General features: G+C 64.5%; 15 protein-coding genes and 2 tRNA genes. 8 read left to right on the top strand and 9 right to left on the bottom strand.

Annotated elements, in window-relative coordinates; all coding sequences use genetic code 11:
* Window positions 1–47: 47 nt before the first annotated feature.
* Window positions 48–2,501, top strand: coding sequence for an ATP-dependent helicase HrpB (hrpB, locus tag JI749_RS05280; RefSeq protein ID WP_201660274.1), 2,454 nt, complete (start codon window positions 48–50; stop codon window positions 2,499–2,501).
* Window positions 2,502–2,504: 3 nt separating this feature from the next.
* Here hrpB and JI749_RS05275 read toward each other — a convergent pair whose 3' ends face one another.
* Together JI749_RS05275 and msrB are read right to left on the bottom strand one after the other, a co-directional pair.
* Window positions 2,505–3,263: a hydroxypyruvate isomerase family protein gene (locus tag JI749_RS05275; protein WP_201660271.1), complete on the bottom strand. Its 759-nt coding sequence runs from the start codon at window positions 3,261–3,263 to the stop codon at window positions 2,505–2,507.
* Between the two features lie 20 nt (window positions 3,264–3,283).
* Window positions 3,284–3,688, bottom strand: a complete 405-nt coding sequence (gene msrB / locus JI749_RS05270) for a peptide-methionine (R)-S-oxide reductase MsrB (protein ID WP_201660267.1) — start codon at window positions 3,686–3,688, stop codon at window positions 3,284–3,286.
* 108 nt (window positions 3,689–3,796) lie between these two features.
* Here msrB and JI749_RS05265 point away from each other — a divergent pair, with 108 nt between their 5' ends.
* Window positions 3,797–4,411 carry a pyridoxamine 5'-phosphate oxidase family protein gene (locus JI749_RS05265; protein WP_201660263.1) on the top strand — a complete coding sequence of 205 codons (615 nt, stop codon included), beginning with the start codon at window positions 3,797–3,799 and terminating at the stop codon, window positions 4,409–4,411.
* Between the two features lie 70 nt (window positions 4,412–4,481).
* Here the strand turns inward: JI749_RS05265 and JI749_RS05260 are convergent.
* From JI749_RS05260 to cpdR, 3 genes are all read right to left on the bottom strand, one after another.
* A tRNA-Val gene (locus JI749_RS05260) sits at window positions 4,482–4,556 on the bottom strand.
* A gap of 26 nt (window positions 4,557–4,582) precedes the next feature.
* Window positions 4,583–4,657: transfer RNA gene (locus tag JI749_RS05255), tRNA-Val, on the bottom strand.
* A gap of 106 nt (window positions 4,658–4,763) precedes the next feature.
* The gene (gene cpdR / locus JI749_RS05250) at window positions 4,764–5,123 is read right to left on the bottom strand and encodes a cell cycle two-component system response regulator CpdR (RefSeq protein ID WP_046139960.1); all 360 of its coding nucleotides are present in this window, start codon (window positions 5,121–5,123) and stop codon (window positions 4,764–4,766) included.
* Between the two features lie 252 nt (window positions 5,124–5,375).
* Between cpdR and JI749_RS05245 the strand changes: the two genes are divergently transcribed.
* Complete coding sequence (locus JI749_RS05245; protein WP_201660259.1) at window positions 5,376–6,272, top strand: N-formylglutamate amidohydrolase; 897 nt, start codon at window positions 5,376–5,378, stop codon at window positions 6,270–6,272.
* Between the two features lie 212 nt (window positions 6,273–6,484).
* Window positions 6,485–7,270 carry a histidinol-phosphatase gene (gene hisN, locus JI749_RS05240; RefSeq protein WP_201660256.1) on the top strand — a complete coding sequence of 262 codons (786 nt, stop codon included), beginning with the start codon at window positions 6,485–6,487 and terminating at the stop codon, window positions 7,268–7,270.
* Between the two features lie 2 nt (window positions 7,271–7,272).
* On the opposite strand, the gene JI749_RS05235 is transcribed toward hisN, so the two are convergent.
* The 4 genes from JI749_RS05235 to JI749_RS05220 form a co-directional block, all read right to left on the bottom strand.
* A complete protein-coding gene (locus JI749_RS05235; RefSeq protein WP_201660252.1) occupies window positions 7,273–7,791 on the bottom strand; it encodes a TadE/TadG family type IV pilus assembly protein in 519 nt (172 codons plus the stop codon).
* Window positions 7,791–8,324: a TadE/TadG family type IV pilus assembly protein gene (locus JI749_RS05230; protein WP_201660248.1), complete on the bottom strand. Its 534-nt coding sequence runs from the start codon at window positions 8,322–8,324 to the stop codon at window positions 7,791–7,793. Before JI749_RS05230 ends, JI749_RS05235 begins: the two co-directional genes overlap by 1 nt.
* Window positions 8,321–9,673 (bottom strand): TadE/TadG family type IV pilus assembly protein, encoded by a 1,353-nt coding sequence (locus JI749_RS05225; protein ID WP_201660244.1) that lies wholly within the window; start codon window positions 9,671–9,673, stop codon window positions 8,321–8,323. Before JI749_RS05225 ends, JI749_RS05230 begins: the two co-directional genes overlap by 4 nt.
* A gap of 96 nt (window positions 9,674–9,769) precedes the next feature.
* Entirely contained in the window at window positions 9,770–10,741 is a 972-nt protein-coding gene (locus tag JI749_RS05220) for an alpha/beta hydrolase (RefSeq protein ID WP_201660241.1), read from the bottom strand.
* 510 nt (window positions 10,742–11,251) lie between these two features.
* On the opposite strand from JI749_RS05220, the gene JI749_RS05215 reads away from it, so the two are divergent.
* The 4 genes from JI749_RS05215 to JI749_RS05200 all read left to right on the top strand — a co-directional run bounded on the left by JI749_RS05215 (window position 11,252) and on the right by JI749_RS05200 (window position 17,980).
* The gene (locus JI749_RS05215; RefSeq protein ID WP_201660238.1) at window positions 11,252–11,713 is read left to right on the top strand and encodes an Hsp20 family protein; all 462 of its coding nucleotides are present in this window, start codon (window positions 11,252–11,254) and stop codon (window positions 11,711–11,713) included.
* A 605-nt stretch (window positions 11,714–12,318) separates the two neighbouring features.
* Complete coding sequence (gene gltB / locus JI749_RS05210) at window positions 12,319–17,061, top strand: glutamate synthase large subunit (RefSeq protein ID WP_201660235.1); 4,743 nt, start codon at window positions 12,319–12,321, stop codon at window positions 17,059–17,061.
* Complete coding sequence (locus tag JI749_RS05205) at window positions 17,061–17,375, top strand: hypothetical protein (protein ID WP_201660232.1); 315 nt, start codon at window positions 17,061–17,063, stop codon at window positions 17,373–17,375. Before gltB ends, JI749_RS05205 begins: the two co-directional genes overlap by 1 nt.
* Window positions 17,376–17,377: 2 nt before the next feature.
* On the top strand, window positions 17,378–17,980 hold the full coding sequence (locus tag JI749_RS05200; RefSeq protein WP_201662574.1) for a glutathione S-transferase family protein: 603 nt from the start codon (window positions 17,378–17,380) through the stop codon (window positions 17,978–17,980).

The following is a 17,980-nucleotide window of genomic DNA, read 5'->3' as shown; positions in this document are numbered from 1 at the left end:
CGCCCTTCCTCTTGCCCAAACCCCGCCGGTCCGCCAAACACCTCCCCATGTCCCTGCCGCCCCTTCCCATCGACGATGCCCTACCGGCCCTGCGCGAAGCCCTCGCTGCCGGCCCCTATGCGGTGCTCGTCGCCCCACCGGGCGCCGGCAAGACCACCCGTGTACCCCTGGCACTGCTCGACGCCCCGTGGCGCCAAGATCGCCGCATCATCATGCTCGAACCCCGGCGCCTCGCCGCCCGGGCCGCCGCTAGCCAGATGGCGCGCCTGCTTGGTGAAGAAGTCGGCCAGACCGTCGGCTATCGTGTGCGCATGGACAGCAAGGTCACCAGCAAGACCCGTATCGAAATTGTCACCGAAGGTGTCTTCACCCGCATGCTGCTCGACGACCCTGAGCTGAGCGAAATCGCCGCGGTCCTCTTCGACGAATTCCACGAGCGCAGCCTCGATGGCGATCTGGGCCTGGCCCTCACCCTCGACGCCTCGGCCCTGCGCCCCGACCTGCGCGTCCTCGTCATGTCGGCGACATTGGACGGCGCCCGCGTCGCCCGCCTCCTCTCCGACGCCCCGGTGATCGAAAGCCTTGGCCGCGCCTTCCCCGTCGAGACCTTCTATCGCGAACCCGATCCGCTGCAGCGCCTCGAAGACCAGGTTACCACCGCGGTCCTTGCCGCCCTGCGCGAACACGAAGGCTCTGCCCTCGTCTTCCTCCCCGGCCAGGGCGAAATAACAAGGGTTGCTGAGCGCCTCGCCACCCGCGTCGCCGCCAACATCGATATCGCCCCGCTCTATGGCCAGCTCACCCCCGCCGAGCAGGATCGTGCCATCCGCCCGGCCGAACCGGGCCGCCGCAAGGTGGTCCTCGCGACCTCCATTGCCGAAACCTCGCTGACCATCGATGGCGTCCGCATCGTGGTCGACAGCGGCTTCCGCCGCGTCCCGGTTTATGAACCCGGCACCGGTCTCACCACGCTCGCCACATCGCGCATTTCCCGCGCCGGCGCCGACCAACGCCGCGGCCGCGCCGGCCGCACGAGCCCAGGCGTCGCCATCAGGCTGTGGAACGAGGGCCAGAACTCGGCGCTTGAGCCCTTCGACACCCCGGAAATCCTGGCGGCCGATCTTGCCGGCTTCGCGCTCGATCTTGCCAATTGGGGCGTTGCCGATCCCGGCACCCTGCCGTTTCTCGATCCCCCGCCAGCCCCCGCTTGGGCGGAGGCGACGAACCTCCTCCGCGCCCTCGATGCGCTGGACGCGCAGGGCCGCATCACCCCGGAGGGCAAAGCCCTCGCCCGCCTTTCGCTCCATCCCCGCCTGGCCCACATGGTGGTCGCCGCCGCAGCCGAAGACGATGCCCTGACGGCGGCGGAACTGGCCGTCCTCGTCACCGAACGCGGCCTGGGCGGCGATGGCACCGACCTGGCCCATCGCCTCGATCGCTTCCGCACCGATCGGTCCAAACGCGCCGACGACGCCCGTGCCCTCGCCCGCCGCTGGGCCGCGCAAGCAAGCAGCAAGAAAACTGCAAGCAATCTTGCAGCAAGCCGCCACCTTGCCCGCGCCTACCCCGATCGCGTCGCCCAGGCCGCTGGCCCCCGCGGCAGGTTCCGCCTCGCCAATGGCCGCCAGGCCAGCCTCGAGGAAACCGACGCCCTGGCCACCCAGCCCTACCTCGTTGTGACCGACATCACCGGCACCGCAGCCACCGCCCGCATCCGCGGCGCCGCCGCCCTGGATCGGACCGATCTCGAAGCCCTCTTTGCCCACCGCATCACCGAAACCACGACGCTGAGCTTCGACGCGGCCTCGTCCAGCGTCCGCGCCAGGCGTCTCCGCCAGCTCGACGCCATCAGGCTCGCCGACGATCCCGTGCCCGTCGACGACCCGGAAGCCGCCGCCCTGCTCCTCGCCGAAGCCGCCGCTCGTCGCGGCATTGAAGCCCTGCCCTGGAGCCGCGAGCAGAAGGCCTGGCGCGCCCGCGCCAATTACCTGCGCGCGACGCTGGGTGATGCGTGGCCCGATCTCTCGGCCGACGCTCTTGCCGCCGACGCCGCCGACTGGCTGGCGCCAGCCCTCTTCGGCCTCACCAAGCTCTCCGACATTTCAGCCGACCACCTGCGCGCTGCGCTCGACCTGCTGCTGCCCTATCCGCGCAGGCAGGAAATCGAAGCGCTGCTGCCCAGCCACTTTGTGGCGCCAACCGGCAATGCCGTCCCCATTGACTACGGGGCAGAGGGCGGCCCGGCGATCGAGATCCGCGTGCAGGAACTGTTCGGCCTTACCCGCCACCCCAGCATTGCCAATGGCCGCATTCCCCTGCTGCTGGTGCTGCTCTCTCCCGCGCACCGGCCAATCCAGACGACCCGCGACCTGCCTGGTTTCTGGGCTGGCTCATGGGCCGACGTCGCCAAGGATCTCAAGGGCCGCTACCCCCGCCACCCCTGGCCCGACGACCCGGCAAAGGCCGCCCCAACGGCGCGGGCAAAGCCGCGGGGAACCTGAACCTCAGGGCTGCTTACGCAGGGCGTGCATCCACCCCAGCCCCTGGCTTGTACCCGCGTTTGGCCGGTATTCCGCGCCGATCCAGCCGCCATAGCCCGACCTCTCCACCGCCGTGAAGACGCCGGCATAGTCCAACCGGCCCGTGCCCGGCTCGTGCCGGCCCGGCATATCGGCGATCTGCACATGCCCGATACGCGGCAGCAGCCGCTCGAAGTTTTCGACCAGTGCCTCGCCCATCATCGCCATGTGGTAGAAATCATATTGCAGCCACAGGTTCTCGGGCCCTGCCGCTGCGAGCACCCGCTCTGCCTGGGCAAGCGAGTTCAGGCCATAACCTGGCATATCGACCGGGTTGATCGGCTCGATCAGCGCTGCAATCCCGGTTTCCGCCAGGCGCGCCGCCGCCCAGCGCAAATTGTCGACCAGGCACGCTTCCGCCGCCGCTGCCGAAACCCCATCCGGCACGATACCCGCCATGATATGCAGCCGCGGGCATCGCATCACTTGCGCATAGTCGATCGCGGTCTCGATCCCCTCGCGGAACACGTCCTCCCGGCCCGGCTGGCAAGCGCTGCCCCGCTCGCCCTTCGCCCAGTCCCCGGTCGGCGAGTTGAAGAGGACGATTTCGATGCCAGCCGCTCGCGCCGCTCCGGCCACCTCGGCCGCTCCGTATTCGTAGGGGGAAACAAACTCGACGCCGCGGAAGCCATCGGCCGCCGCGGCGCCAAACCGCTCGATAAAACCATGCTCTGGGTAGAGCATGGACAGATTGGCCGAAAACCTCACGCCGTGGGCGTGAAGTTCAAGGCAACGCCATTGATGCAGTAGCGCAGGCCGGTCGGCGGGGGGCCATCGGGGAACACATGGCCCAGATGGCTGCCGCAGGTGGCGCAATGCACCTCGGTCCGCACCATGCCGTAGCTGCGGTCCACCGTTTCTTCCACCGAGCCTGGCAGCGGATCGTTGAAGCTCGGCCAGCCCGTGCCGCTCTCGAACTTGAGCTTGGACTCGAACAGCGGCGTGTCGCAGCCGGCGCAGGAGAACGTTCCGGCGCGCTTCTCATAGAGCAACGCACAGGAGCCGGGGCGCTCCGTCCCGTGGTTGCGCATGACCTGATACTGTTCCGGCGTCAGCTTGGCGCGCCATTCGGCGTCGGTCCGGGTCACCTTGAAGGCATGGGTGTCCATGGCATTACTCCTTTGTCGCGCTGTTATTCGCGCCGAATATAGGATCAGTTACATCCCGCCGATAGCGCCCCATGTTCACGTCGGGCTGAACGCCTGCCAAGGTTGATTATGTCCATTGTCACTTCGCTCGAGCAGCTCGAAGCGCTCTACACCCCCGCTCCCGCCGCCGCTTCGACAGTCAAGGTAGCCCACCGGATGACGCCGCATTACCGGCGCCTGATCGAGGCCAGCCCCTTCGCCGCCCTCGCCACCGTCGGCCCCGAAGGCATCGATTGCTCGCCGCGTGGCGACCAACCCGGCTTCGTGCGCGTTCATGATGACGAGACGCTGATGATGCCCGACCGGCGCGGCAACAACCGCATCGATTCGCTGCGCAACATCGTGCGCGATCCGCGCGTCGCGTTCCTGTTCCTCCTGCCCGGCTCGGGCACCACCTTCCGCGCCAATGGCAAGGCTCATCTCAGCATTGATCCCGAGCTGCTGGCCAGTTTTGCGGTCGAGGGCAAGGCGCCGCGTTCTGTCATCGTTATGAAGATCGATGAACTCTATTTCCAGTGCGCCCGCGCCATTGTCCGCTCCGAACTCTGGAATCCGGAGCGCCACGTCGATCCGGCCACCCTGCCCACCCCCGGCCAGATCCTCGCGGGCATGACGGAAAACCAGGTTGGCGGCGACGCCTATGACAAGGCCTGGCCCGAACGCGCCCGACAAACCATGTGGTGAGGTACCCCCGCGCCCGCAAACGCAGGGCTTGCCCGTTCACAGGTCGCCGAAGTCAAACGGAGAAGGGGAATGGTGGGAGTAACAAGGATTGAACTTGTGACCCTTCGCGTGTGAAGCGAATGCTCTCCCGCTGAGCTATACTCCCATCGCCATTGGCGAAAAGTAGAGAGATGGTGGGCGTAACAAGGATCGAACTTGTGACCCCCTCGATGTCAACGAGGTGCTCTCCCGCTGAGCTATACGCCCATCTCTCCGGGATGGAAGAGCCGCAAGGCCCGTCCAGTGGCGCGGATAGACCATAAAACCCCTGAAGGGGTCAAGAGGGCAATCGGCGCTTTGTGGATAGTGGCAGTTATGCCGCCAGCAGTCGCTCGACCTCGTTCACCAGATCCTTGAGATGGAACGGCTTGCTCAGTACCGACGCATCCTTGGGCGCGTCGCTGTCGGGGTTGAGAGCCACCGCGGCAAAGCCGGTGATGAACATCACCTTGAGGTCCGGATCGAGCTCGGTGGCGCGGCGCGCCAGCTCGATCCCGTCCATTTCCGGCATCACGATGTCGCTGAGCAGCAGCGAGAACGGCTCCTCGCGCAGCCGCTCATAGGCCGAAAGCCCGTTGTCGAACGACACGACCTCGTAGCCCGCGTTCTTGAGGGCACGGGTCAGGAACGACCGCATGTCATTGTCGTCTTCTGCGAGCAGAATTCGCTTCATCTAGGGCTCCGGCCGTTCGACTGGCAAGGCCGGAAAGCGCTTCCCGGCCTGGCATGTACGGCGCCAACACGGCGCTCGTGAATCGACTATAGGCCATCATGTTTAAGCGAAGTTTGCCATCGTGCAAACCTCGGTCGGCCGGACCGTGCCATTTGTGGCCATGCGTTTCGGCAATCTGGACAAGCTGGCCGTTAACGGCGAAACTGGCATGCAAATCAGTGTGGCGTCGGCTCAAGACGCCAGGGAGGCGCCTTGCGGTCCGACTATTGGGATCAGCCTGCATTTGAGACCATCCGGCCGCGCCGGCTAGTGGCTCCGCTGGTGTTCAACTCTGCCCATTCCGGCCGCGTCTATCCCGAACGCTTCCTAGCCATGACCCGGCTCGATCATCTTTCGATCCGCCAGTCCGAGGATGCCTGGGTCGATGAACTCTTTGCCCGCGCGCCCCATCTGGGGGCCCTCATGCTGCGCGCGCATTTTCCGCGCGCCTATCTCGACGTGAACCGCGAGCCCTGGGAACTCGATCCCACCATGTTCGTCGAGCCGCTGTCGGATCGCTTCAACACCACCTCGCCGCGCGTCGCTGCCGGCCTGGGCACGCTGGCCCGCGTGGTGGCCGAGAACAAGCCCATCTATCGCGAGCGCCTGACCATCGAAGATGCGCGCATGCGCATCGAGGGCATCTACCATCCCTATCATGCCGCACTGCAGAAGCTTTTGAGCGAAGCCCTCGCCGCCTTTGGCGTGGCGCTGCTGATTGACTGCCACTCCATGCCGCGCATCACCCGCTCCAACGACAGGGCAGCGCCCGATATCGTGCTGGGCGATCGCTATGGCACGACCTGCGCGCCGGGCCTTGTCGATCTGGTCGAAACCGTCTTTACCGGCGCCGGCCTCAAGGTCGCGCGCAACCGCCCCTATGCCGGCGGCTTTGCCACCCGCACCTATGGCCGCCCCCAGCATGGTGTGCATGCCTTGCAGATTGAAATCAGCCGGCATCTCTACATGAACGAGGTGACGCTGGTGAAACACGAGGGCTTCGAGGCCATCCGCGCCCTGGTCGAGCGCCTCACCTTCTCGCTGATCGGCCTCGACCTGGTGTCCCTGGTCGGCAGCCAGCCTGTGATCGACAAGGCCGCGGCGGAATAGGCGCGGAACTCCTCCCAAACTGGATCCTCACCCTCGGGCGTGACCCGAGGGCCTGCACTGCCGCCCGTCCGCAAGTGAAACGCCCTCGGGTCAAGCCCAATGGTGACGATTTGTGATGGCGGAACGCTCGGTGCGTGGCTAAGAAAGCTGCACCCTCAGTAGACCTCATGGTGAGCCCGTCGAACCACGAGGTCGTGGCACCGGACCCGCCCATGACCCTCGATCTCGCCAAAGTCGAAGCTACCCTGCTGGCATCAGCCGAAGCCGCTGCGGCGCACACGCTGCCGCTGTTCCGCACCCCGCTCGATGTCGACAACAAATATGCGGTGGGCTTCGATCCGGTCACCGAAGCCGACCGGGGCGCCGAGACCGTCATCCGCGCCGTCATCGCCGAGCAGTTCCCTGATCACGCCATCATCGGCGAGGAATGGGGCAACAGCGGCGAAAGCCCCTATAGCTGGATCATCGACCCCATCGATGGCACGCGCTCCTTCATCTCGGGCGTGCCTGTCTGGGGCACGCTGATCGGCTTTGCCCACCAGGGCGTGGCGATTGCCGGCATCATGAGCCAGCCCTTCATCGGGGAAACCTTCCTGGCCGTGCCGGGCCGCTCGACCTACCGCCGCGCCGGCGAGACGACTGCCCTGCGCACCAGCGGACAAACCGATCTGGCGCCCGCCCGCGTCTTCACCACCACGCCGAACCTGTTCAAAGGCGAGCATTGGGGCAAGTGGGAGGCCATCGAATCCGCCACGCGCCTTCAGCGCTTCGGCACCGACTGCTACGGCTATGCGCTCCTCGCCGCCGGCCAGGCCGACCTCGTCATCGAGCCGCGCCTCCAGACCTATGACATCGCGGCCCTTGTCCCCATCATCCGCGAGGCCGGCGGCGCCATCGCCTGCTGGGACGGCAGCGAACCCACATCAGGCGGCAACGTCGTCGCCGCCGCCACCCCTGAACTGCTCGAAAAGGCCCTGGCGCTGGTCAATGCCAGCTGAAGCTATTGCCAGGCGATCTTGCCGACAAAGCGAGGCCGGGTGACGGCCTTGTTGTTGTAGACGATGCGGTCAAAGCCGAAGCCGGCGACGAAGGCCTGGTGCGGAATGAAGACCTCCGTCAGGACGACCGAGTCGCCCACGGCTATGTCGGGGATCGTGCCATAGTCGATGGCGTCGATGGCCAGGTTCTGGTCGCCCACCGAATGGGACCAGTCGAGTATCAGGGTGCCGGCAGCGTTGGAAATGCTGGAAACCCGCATGCGGGCCGAACCGTCGAAATTCACCGTCTTCTCGACAAAGGTGAGCATCGAGGTCAGCATCGGCTGCGAAATTGCGGTTTGGCGGGACAGCATGTCGCCCACCGTGAAGGTGCCTTTTTCGGCGGCCTGGGCCGTGCGGAAGGCGTCAAAGATGGTGACCGTGCCCAGCAGCACTGCCAGCAACAAGGGCACGATCAGCGCGAACTCCACCGCCGAAACGCCGCGCTCGTCCCCCCGCAACTGCCTGAGCAATCTCATCATCATGCCGGCTCGTTCACGAAGCCGGATTTGGCGACGATGCGATAGGCCCCGGTTTCGTCCTTGGGCAGTGCCAGGCCCAGCGCCAGGCCCGGGGTCAGCGGCTCGACCACGAAGCAGGCGCGCACGAATACGGTCTGCGACCGGGCACCGGCGTCGAAGCGCAGCACAGGGTTGAGCGCACCCGACCGATCCAGGCAACGAGCCGTGTCGGCCGGATAGCTGGCGGCACTGACGATGGGAATGAATTCGAGCGCCAGCGTCGCTTCGCAATCCGCCAGCACCCTGGCTTCCGCGCAGATCGCCGCGCGCACCGATTGCTGCGTGGGGTTGCTGAGCGAGCCGATACGCAGCGAACGAATGGTTGTATCGAGCGCGCGATCGAGCATTATGGTCTGCACCATTGTCCAGCCCGCTTCGATCGTCCCGAACACCAAGGCGAACAGCATTGGCGCCAGAAGGGCGAATTCCACCGCGGCAACGCCGCGCCGGTCGCGCCTGAAACGGCCCGCGCTCTGTCGCAGCTGGAGGGTCATTCGGTCAGCTTGATCTTCTGGATCGCCGAGGCGATTGACTGGAAGGCGGTGGCGATGTCGATGCCGGTGGAGCTGACGTCGTAGTAGTGGCTGGCGCTCGAGGCGCAGTTGCGCATCTGCGTGCGGCCGCTGCTGCCCAGGTCGAAACCGATGGTGAAGACTGTTACGCCATTGGCCTTGGCCCGGTCGCACACGGCATACATCCGCGTCACGGCATCGCCCGCCGTCTGGACAATGGTCGTGCAGGCGCTGCTCGAGGACCCGTTGGTGGCCGCATTGCAAGCCCGCGGATAGGCATACTGCTTGGGTCGATACTGATCGCTGACATTGCCGTCGGTCATCAGCACGATGAACTTGAGGGTATTGGTATCGCTGAAGGCGGCCGGACGGTTGGCGAAGGCAGCGGGCACATAGCCATTGGCGGCACCCTGGGCGACCAGTGGCTGCGCCGTCGGCTCGAGCAGCATCATGCCCCATTTCATGGCGATAGCCGTGCCGGTACCGTCATGCATCTTGAGGTTGGTGATCCTGGTCTTGAGCGCGGCGGCATCGTTGGACAGATAGGTGATGCTGGTGGCCTCGAGCGGACACCATGACCACTCCAGGCCCGGGTAGGAGACGCCCTGGTGGTTGTAGGTGAAATGCGGGACCTGGGTCCGCTGGGCAAACGGGACCAGGCCGATGGCGTAATCGGTGTTCACGAATTCCATGCAGGACGAATAGCTGTGCTGGCGCGGCACCCCCATGGCGTCCATCACCACCGCGCCCGGATTGACCGAGCCGGCATAGGGCACCAGGCTGACCGAGGTATAGGCCGCGGTGGTGGAGGTGAGGATGGCATCGATGAAGCCGTTGGCCGCCGGCTTCATGCGGGCGAGCCTGTTGGGCGTGCCGCCCTCGCGCATCGAGCCCGAAATGTCCAGGATCAGCGAGATCTCGATATTCTTGCGCCGCTCGACCGCCTTGGCGCTGGCGCCCACGGTGATCGAGTTGATGCCGATCAGCGGCAGGAAGGCGGTCTCCATTTCATAGGCCGCTACAAGCCTGACCTCGCGCAAGGTCGGCGTCTGCGAATGCGTGAATGTCAGCTCGATGTCGTCCGAAAACGACAACGTGCTCAGGTAGTCCCGGGCCGTCTCCTCAATCGGTCGCGTCTGGGTCAGCGATGCCGCGGCCAGCACGGCGCGGTCCACGCCGTCCTGCAGCTGGACGCGATAGGCCTCATGCCGGGCAATGTCGGTCGCGCCGCCCGCAATGACCAGAATAGGCAGAAAGGCCACCGCGCAGATGATGGCCACGTTGCCTCGGTCATCGGCGAAAAACCGCCGGATGGCTCTTCTGAAAAACACCTACTGGTCCCTGCAAACGCCGTTCTGGCGCTGCAGACCATAGAGCTCCCGGGTTACTGCCCGTTTAAGGGACTCGTAGCAAACAGGATTTGCCCTTCAGGACTGCTCGGTAATGAACGCATCGAACGCCGCCAGTACCTGGCCGCGGATCACATCGGTTTCCATGAACAATTCATGCCGCGCCCCGGCGATGACGACATGTCGTCCAGTCCGCATGCGCAGTCCCAGCTGTTCGATCGCCGCGGTCGAAACCACCTCGTCGCGGGCCGCAGCCAACATCAGCAGGGGCACGCGGATGCGCGCCGGAAAGCTGTCGCGTCCGGCTTCGGCCATGGCGCCGAATGCCGCCGCGGCCCAGCGCACCGTCGGCACGCCGATTTCGATTTCGGGCCGCGCCCGGACCGTATCGACCGAGCGCATGTAGCGGATGAGATCGCCCGTCAACGGATTGCCCGGAAAGGTCGCTTCGCTCATGGGTTTGTCGGCCTTGCGCCCGACCGGCATCTGGCCAAGGCCAAGAAAGCTCAGCGTTTCGCCGAACCGTGCCATGCCAGCCATGCTCATCGGCTGACGGTCCAGAGCCAGCATGGGGGCCGACAGGAACACCCGGTCGAACATCATCCGGTCGTTGGCGCCGGCGAGCAGCGAGACCAGCCCGCCCATGGAGTGCCCCACCAGGTAGAATGGCGGCGGGCAATCGGGCAGGAGGATTTCGCCATGGAAGCTGTGCAGGTCCGTCCAATAGTCCTCGAACTTATCGACATAGCCCAGCTTGCGATTGCCGATCAGCCGGTCCGACCCGCCCTGTCCCCGCCAGTCGAACGTCGCCACCGCAAAGCCGCGCTGGCGGAAGTCGGCCACCGTCTCGAAGTACTTCTCGATGAATTCGGTGCGCCCCTGCACCAGGCATATCGTGCCGCGCTGCGGCCCTGCCGACTTCGCCCAGAGCGCATAGCGCAGCTGCACATTGTCGCTGGTCCGGAAAAAACCGACACGCCCACCCTCAGGCATGGGGTTGGAAGGAATATTGACCAGGCTTGGTCCGTTCGGATCGACGACGGCGTTCATGGGTAGGGTCCGCAACTCTTCCGGCCTGTTAGACCAGAGAACTTAAGGAAGGAAAACGGGGTTGGCAGATTTGACCCCATCCCAGCCACCGACCGTCACCCTCGGGCTTGACCCAAGGGCTCTGCACTTAACGAACACTCAGCAAGTTCAACGCCCTCGGGTCAAGCCGGAGGGTGACGATCGAGTATGCGGAAGCAGGAAAAGGAAAACCGGCATCTCCTGTGGAGACACCGGTTCCTCTTGATGCGGCCCATGCGGGGGGCGGGTGATGAACCGCATTGATCCGGTTCTAGCCCAGCCAGCCTGAACTCGAACGGACCAGACCGTTCATATTCGGTTCAGAATTCATTCGCGCACCGGGGTCTTGAACCCCAAAAATCGCCTCCTACATCTCACTCGTTCGCCGGACTTTCCGGGAACCCCGACCTCGGAAACTCATCGCTCGCCTAATGCTGGGAGCCCTGAACGAGACCACCGGGACATCCACGTTGCTTTACGGAGAATGTGACTATGCAGACCATCGATTTTTCCCCCTTCTATCGTTCGACCGTCGGTTTTGACCGCGTCTTCAACCGTCTGGACACGCTTGTCGGGCAGGAAGCCAAGACCTATCCTCCCTACAATATCGAGCGCACCGGCGAAGACGCCTACCGCATCTCGATCGCCGTCGCCGGCTTTGCCAATGGCGACATCGCCATCGAGACCAAGGAAAACAGCCTGGTCGTCAAGGGTGCCAAGCCTGCCGAGACTGCAGACAAGGCCCGTGAATTCCTCCATCGCGGCATTGCCGAACGCGCCTTCGAGCTGCGTTTCCAGCTGGCCGACTATGTCGAGGTTCAGGGCGCCAGCCTCGAGAACGGCTTGCTGCATCTGGAATTGAAGCGCGAACTTCCCGAGAGCAAGAAGCCGCGCACCATCCAGATCAACGCCGCCGGCACCCAGCCCACCATCGAGGACAAGTCGGTAAACTAGTCGCGAAGGCACCAGCTTTCGCCAATAGCGAACGACGACACCTCCCGGTGACGATAGAGGCGCAGCCCGCAAGGGCTGCGCCTTTTCCGTTTACGCGCGTGCATAGGCGCAATCCCCTAGGAAACCTGCCGCGACGCGTTGAATCCGCGATTTCGGCCCCGATTTCCTATCGTTTCCTACACAAAAATTGGCAAAGTCCTATTTTTTGTGACCGAAGCGTGGCAAAGGCGCTTGCCCCCAGTTTGGAATTATGCAAATGTGAACTTGTTAGGGCAGCACTTCTGTCCTATCTGACGCGTCGCCCCGCTCTCCGCGGCCAGCGCGCACGCTGGTCCGGCTGGCCCGCTCTTGGTGAGCGGAAACGGACAGGCGGGGTTGAGAAACGACCCGAATTCGAGTGGCCATTTGGATGCAGCGCCACTCCCCAAGCATGGACGCATTTGCTCTTCCGAGCCGTACTGTTGTAGTACGACCCGCCTGACCGACGCGCCCACCAGAGGACGATAACGCATCCAGCCCGCCGGGAGACCGGCATCATCAGGATGCACACGACATAGCGATACCAGCCCGGCAACGGGCGCGACCCAACGACGAAGGAACATGCCATGGCACACGCGCGGAACGGATCCCAAACTCCCGTCACGACGAAGACCGCCAATCGCAAAACCTTGATCGAGCATGGTCGCCGCGTCGTCACTGGCCGCCCACAGGCCCAGGGTCTCTACGATCCGGCTCATGAACACGATGCCTGCGGCATCGGCATGATCGCCAACATCAAGAACAAGCCCAGCCACGAAGTGGTCGAGAAGGGCCTCGAAATCCTCGAGAACCTCGAACACCGTGGCGCCGTAGGCGCTGACCCGCTGATGGGCGACGGCGCCGGCATTCTGGTGCAGACTCCGCATGCCTTCTTTCAGAAGGTGCTGCCCTTTGCGCTGCCGGAAAAGCACCACTACGCCGTGGCCATGCTGTTCTATCCCAACATAGCCGAGCTGCGCGACCGTTGCGCCGAGGCCGTCCGTGGCGTCTTCGCCAGTGAAGGCCTGACCCTGCTTGGCGAGCGCGTGGTGCCGACCGACAATTCGCCGCTCAGCGAAGGGGTCATCGCGACCCAGCCCATCATCGAGCAGATGGTAATCGCGCGCCCTGAAGGCCTGAGCCTGGACGAGTTCGAGCGCAAGCTGCTGATCGTGCGCAAGGTGATCAGCAACACCGTCTATGCCGCCATCCCCGAAAGCAACGGCGACAACGGCTTTTATGTCGTCTCCATGTCGGCCCGTACGCTGGTCTACAAGGGCATGTTCCTGGCGGCCCAGCTCAAGGCTTTTTACCCCGACCTCTCGGACGAAGCCTTCGAATCGGCCATCGCGCTCGTGCACCAGCGCTTTTCGACCAATACCTTCCCGTCCTGGAAGCTGGCCCATCCCTACCGCATGACCACCCACAATGGTGAGATCAACACCATCCGTGGCAACGTCAACTGGATGGCCGCCCGCCAGGCGTCGGTTTCCTCGCCGCTGTTCGGCGACGACATCACCAAGATCTGGCCGATCTCCTATGAGGGTCAGTCGGACACCGCTTGCTTCGACAACGCGCTCGAATTCCTCGTGCGTGGCGGCTATTCGCTGCCGCATGCGGCCATGATGCTGATCCCGGAAGCCTGGGCCGGCAACCCGCTGATGGATGAGACGCGCCGCGCCTTCTACGAGTATCACGCTGCCCTGATGGAACCGTGGGACGGCCCTGCCGCCATGTCGCTGTCGGACGGTCGCTATGTCGTGGCCACGCTCGACCGCAACGGCCTGCGCCCCGCCCGTTACCTGGTGACACGCGAAGGCCATGTGGTGCTGGCATCGGAATCGGGCGTGCTCGACATTCCCGACGAGGACATCGTCGAACGCTGGCGCCTGCAGCCCGGCCGCATGCTGCTGATCGACCTTGAAGAAGGCCGCATCATCTCCGACGACGAGATCAAGCGCACGCTCGCCACTAAGAACCCCTACGCCGAGTGGCTCGCCCGCTCGCAGATCGTGCTCGAGGATCTGCCCGAGACCGAGCCCAAGGCCCCGGTGACGAGCGAGTCGCTGCTCGATCGCATGCAGGCCTTCGGCTACACCCAGGAAGACATCAAGATCCTGATGGCGCCCATGGCCACGACGGGCCAGGAAGCTGTCGGCTCGATGGGTACGGATACACCGATTTCGGCCCTGAGCCAGAAGTCCAAGCTCCTCTATACCTATTTCAAGCAGAACTTCGCCCAGGTCACCAACCCGCCGATCGATCCGATCCGTGAGGAATCGGTGATGTCGCTCGTCTCCTTTATTGGCCCGCGCCCCAACATCTTCGACCTGGCCGGTGCTTCCAAGGAGAAGCGCCTCGAGGTTCGCCAGCCCATTCTCACCAACGAGGACCTCGAGAAGATCCGCGCCATCGGTGACATGGACACCAACCAGTTCAAGACCAAGACGGTCGACATCACCTACCCTGCCGATATGGGCGCGGTGGGCATGGAACAGGCTTTGGACAGCATCTGCCGCGAGGCCGAGGCCGCCATTGCCGGTGAATACAACATCATCATCCTCTCCGACCGCCTGGTCGCCGCCGACCGCATCGCCATTCCGGCTTTGCTCGCAACGGCCGCGGTGCATCACCACCTGATCCGCAAGGGCCTGCGCACCAGCTCTGGCCTCGTCGTCGAAACCGGCGAAGCCCGCGAAATGCACCATTTCGCCATGCTGGCCGGCTACGGCGCCGAAGCCATCAACCCCTATCTCGCCTTCGAAACGCTCTCGGCGCTGCATGCCGAAGGCGAATTCCCGGCCGAGGTCGATGCTCACGAGGTGGTCTATCGCTACATCAAGAGCGTGGGTAAGGGGCTGCTCAAGGTCATGTCCAAGATGGGCATCTCGACTTACCAGTCCTATTGCGGCGCGCAGATTTTCGACGCGGTGGGTCTCTCGACCGAATTCGTCAAGCGCTTCTTCTTTGGCACCGCCACCACCATCGAAGGTGTCGGCCTCAGCGAAGTCGCCGAGGAAACGGTGCGCCGCCACCGCGACGCCTTTGGCGATGATGTCGTGCTGCGCAAGGCGCTCGATGTGGGCGGCGAATACATGTACCGCATCCGCGGTGAGCGGCATGCCTGGAGCCCGGACGTGGTGTCCGACCTGCAGCACGCCGTGCGCACCAAGGACGAGTCCCCCGAAACCGCGCAGGACCGCTACAACAGCTTTGCCGCCCGCGTGAACTCGGGTGAAAACGGCTACCTGGCCATCCGCAACCTGTTCGACATCAAGCCGCTCGGCGAAGCCGTGCCGCTCGACGAAGTCGAACCGGCCGTGGAGCTGGTCAAGCGCTTCGTCACCGGCGCCATGAGCTTCGGCTCGATCTCGCGCGAAGCCCACACCACGCTGGCCCAGGCAATGAACCGCATTGGCGGCAAGTCCAACACCGGCGAAGGCGGCGAGGAACCCGACCGCTACAAGCCCCTGCCCGATGGCTCGCGCAACCCGCTGCGTTCGGCCATCAAGCAGGTCGCGTCCGGCCGTTTCGGCGTCACCACCGAATATCTGGTCAATGCCGATCAGCTGCAGATCAAGGTCGCGCAGGGCGCCAAGCCCGGCGAAGGCGGTCAGCTGCCCGGCCACAAGGTCGACTGGATCGTCGCCAAGACCCGTCACTCGACGCCCGGCGTGGGCCTCATCTCCCCGCCGCCGCATCACGACATCTATTCGATCGAAGATCTCGCCCAGCTGATCTACGACCTCAAGAACGTCAATGAAGAGGCCGACATCTCGGTCAAGCTGGTGTCCGAAGTCGGCGTCGGCACGGTTGCGGCCGGCGTTGCCAAGGCGCGCGCCGATCACATCACAGTCTCCGGCTACGATGGCGGCACGGGCGCGTCCCCGCTCACCTCGCTCAAGCATGCCGGCGGCCCGTGGGAAATCGGCCTTGCCGAGACTCACCAGACACTGGTGCTCAACCGCCTGCGCTCGCGCGTTGTCCTCCAGGTCGATGGCGGCGTCAAGACCGGCCGTGACGTGCTGATCGGCGCCCTGCTCGGCGCCGACGAGTTCGGCTTCTCGACCGCGCCGCTGATTGCGGCCGGCTGCATCATGATGCGCAAGTGCCACCTCAACACCTGCCCGGTCGGTGTCGCCACCCAGGACCCGGTTTTGCGCAAGCGCTTCAAGGGCACGCCCGAGCACGTGATCAACTACTTCTTCTTCATCGCCGAAGAGCTGCGTGGCCTGATGGCGGCAATGGGTGCCCGCTCTCTGCGCGATCTCATCGGCCGCTCGGACCTACTCGACCAGCGCAAGATGGTTGAATACTGGAAGAGCGAAGGCATCGACTTCGCCAAGCTCTTCTACAAGCCCGAGCCCATCGGCGGCGACACGCTCTACCACTCCGAGTACCAGAACCATCACCTCGAAGCCGTGCTCGACCGCAAGCTGGTCGAACTGGCCGAGCCGGCGCTGGAACGCGGCGAAGCCGTGCAGATCGAGCTGCCCATCCGCAGCCGCGACCGCTCGGCCGGTGCCATGCTGTCGGGCGCCCTGGCCAAGAAGTATGGCCATGAGGGTCTGCCGGACGACACGATTTCGATCAAGCTGACCGGCACCGCCGGCCAGGCTTTCGGCGCCTTCCTCGCCCGCGGCATCTCCATCGACATGGTGGGCGACGCCAACGACTATGTCGGCAAGGGCCTCAGCGGCGGTCGCATCGTGGTGCGCCCATCCGACAAGGTGAGCTTCGAGCCATCCAAGTCGATCATCGTCGGCAACACCGTGCTCTATGGCGCCATTGCGGGCGAATGCTACTTCCGCGGCATTGCCGGCGAGCGCTTCGCCGTCCGTAACTCCGGCGCCATCGCCGTGGTTGAGGGCACGGGCGACCATGGTTGCGAATACATGACCGGCGGTGTTGTCGTCGTTATCGGCCCCACTGGCCGCAACTTCGCGGCCGGCATGTCGGGCGGCGTCGCTTATGTCCTTGACGAGGACGAGACCTTCCGCGACCGCTGTAACCTCGCCATGGTCGATCTCGAACCGGTGCAGGAAGAAGAAGAACTGATGCAGCAGCTCCACCACCATGGTGGGGATCTCGAATGGCATGGCCGCGTCGACATCTCGGGCGACATGACCAAGCATGACGACGAGCGCCTGCACCAGCTGATTTCCAACCACCTGCACTACACGGGTTCGGACCGCGCCAAGTACATCCTCGACCACTGGGTCGAGATGCGTCCGAAATTCGTCAAGGTGATGCCGGTCGAATACCGCCGCGCCATCAAGGAGATGGAAAAGAAGCGGGCTGGCGGCATGGGCATGGCGGCGGCGGAATGATGAACGCATTCCGCCTCGGCGCAGCCGTCATTACTTTCGCCTTTGGGCAGGCCACCATGGTCGTTCCTGCTCTCGCGGAAATCCGGGAGGTTGTCATTGTCGGCACCTTCCGCACGCCCGCGGGCAAGCTGGAAGAACTCGTTTACGAGACCAACGCTCAGTATACGGGGTGCCGGGTGTCACTGCCCGGCCTCAAACTCAACATGCAGCGCCAGATTCAGGGCTATGTTGAAACCCAGGGTTGGATGCTCCAAAGCGCCAGATGTGCTTTCCGCACCAAGGCGGGCGAAATCGAAGAGTTCGATACGCGATGACGCTGCAGGTTTACGGCGACCTTGGGTCGGGCAACTGCCTCAAGGTCAAGTATATCGCCGACGCCACCGGCACGCCCTATGTCTGGCGCGAAGTGCTCGCGCGTTCGGGCGGTACCAGCACGCCCGAGTTTCTGGCGCTCAATCCCGCCGGACAGATGCCCGTGGTGGTGCTTGATGACGGCCGTCCATTGGCCCAGTCCAACGCCATCCTGCGCTACCTGGCGCATGGCTCGCGCTTCATCCCGGCCGATCGCTACGCAGCGGCCAAAGTGGATGAATGGCTGTTCTGGGAACAGTACAGCCATGAGCCTACGGTTGCCGTGGCCCGCGCCCGCGTGGTTTACGATGGCCAGGCCATTGCCGATCTCGATCCGGCCCTGGTGGCCCGTGCCAACAAGGCGCTCGACCGGCTCGAACAGGCGCTGACCAACCAGGCCTTCCTGGTGGGCGACAGCATGACCATCGCCGACATCGCGCTGGTCGCCTATACGCGCCAAGCCGGCGATGCCGGCTTCGACCTCACGGCCCGACCGGCGCTCCGCGCCTGGATCGCCGCCTGTGAACATGAACTTGGTTTGCCATCGCTGCAGGTTGCGGAAGGATGA

This window comes from Devosia oryziradicis, assembly GCF_016698645.1.
GTDB lineage: Bacteria > Pseudomonadota > Alphaproteobacteria > Rhizobiales > Devosiaceae > Devosia > Devosia oryziradicis.
This window is presented reverse-complemented; position numbering and strand designations above follow the sequence as displayed.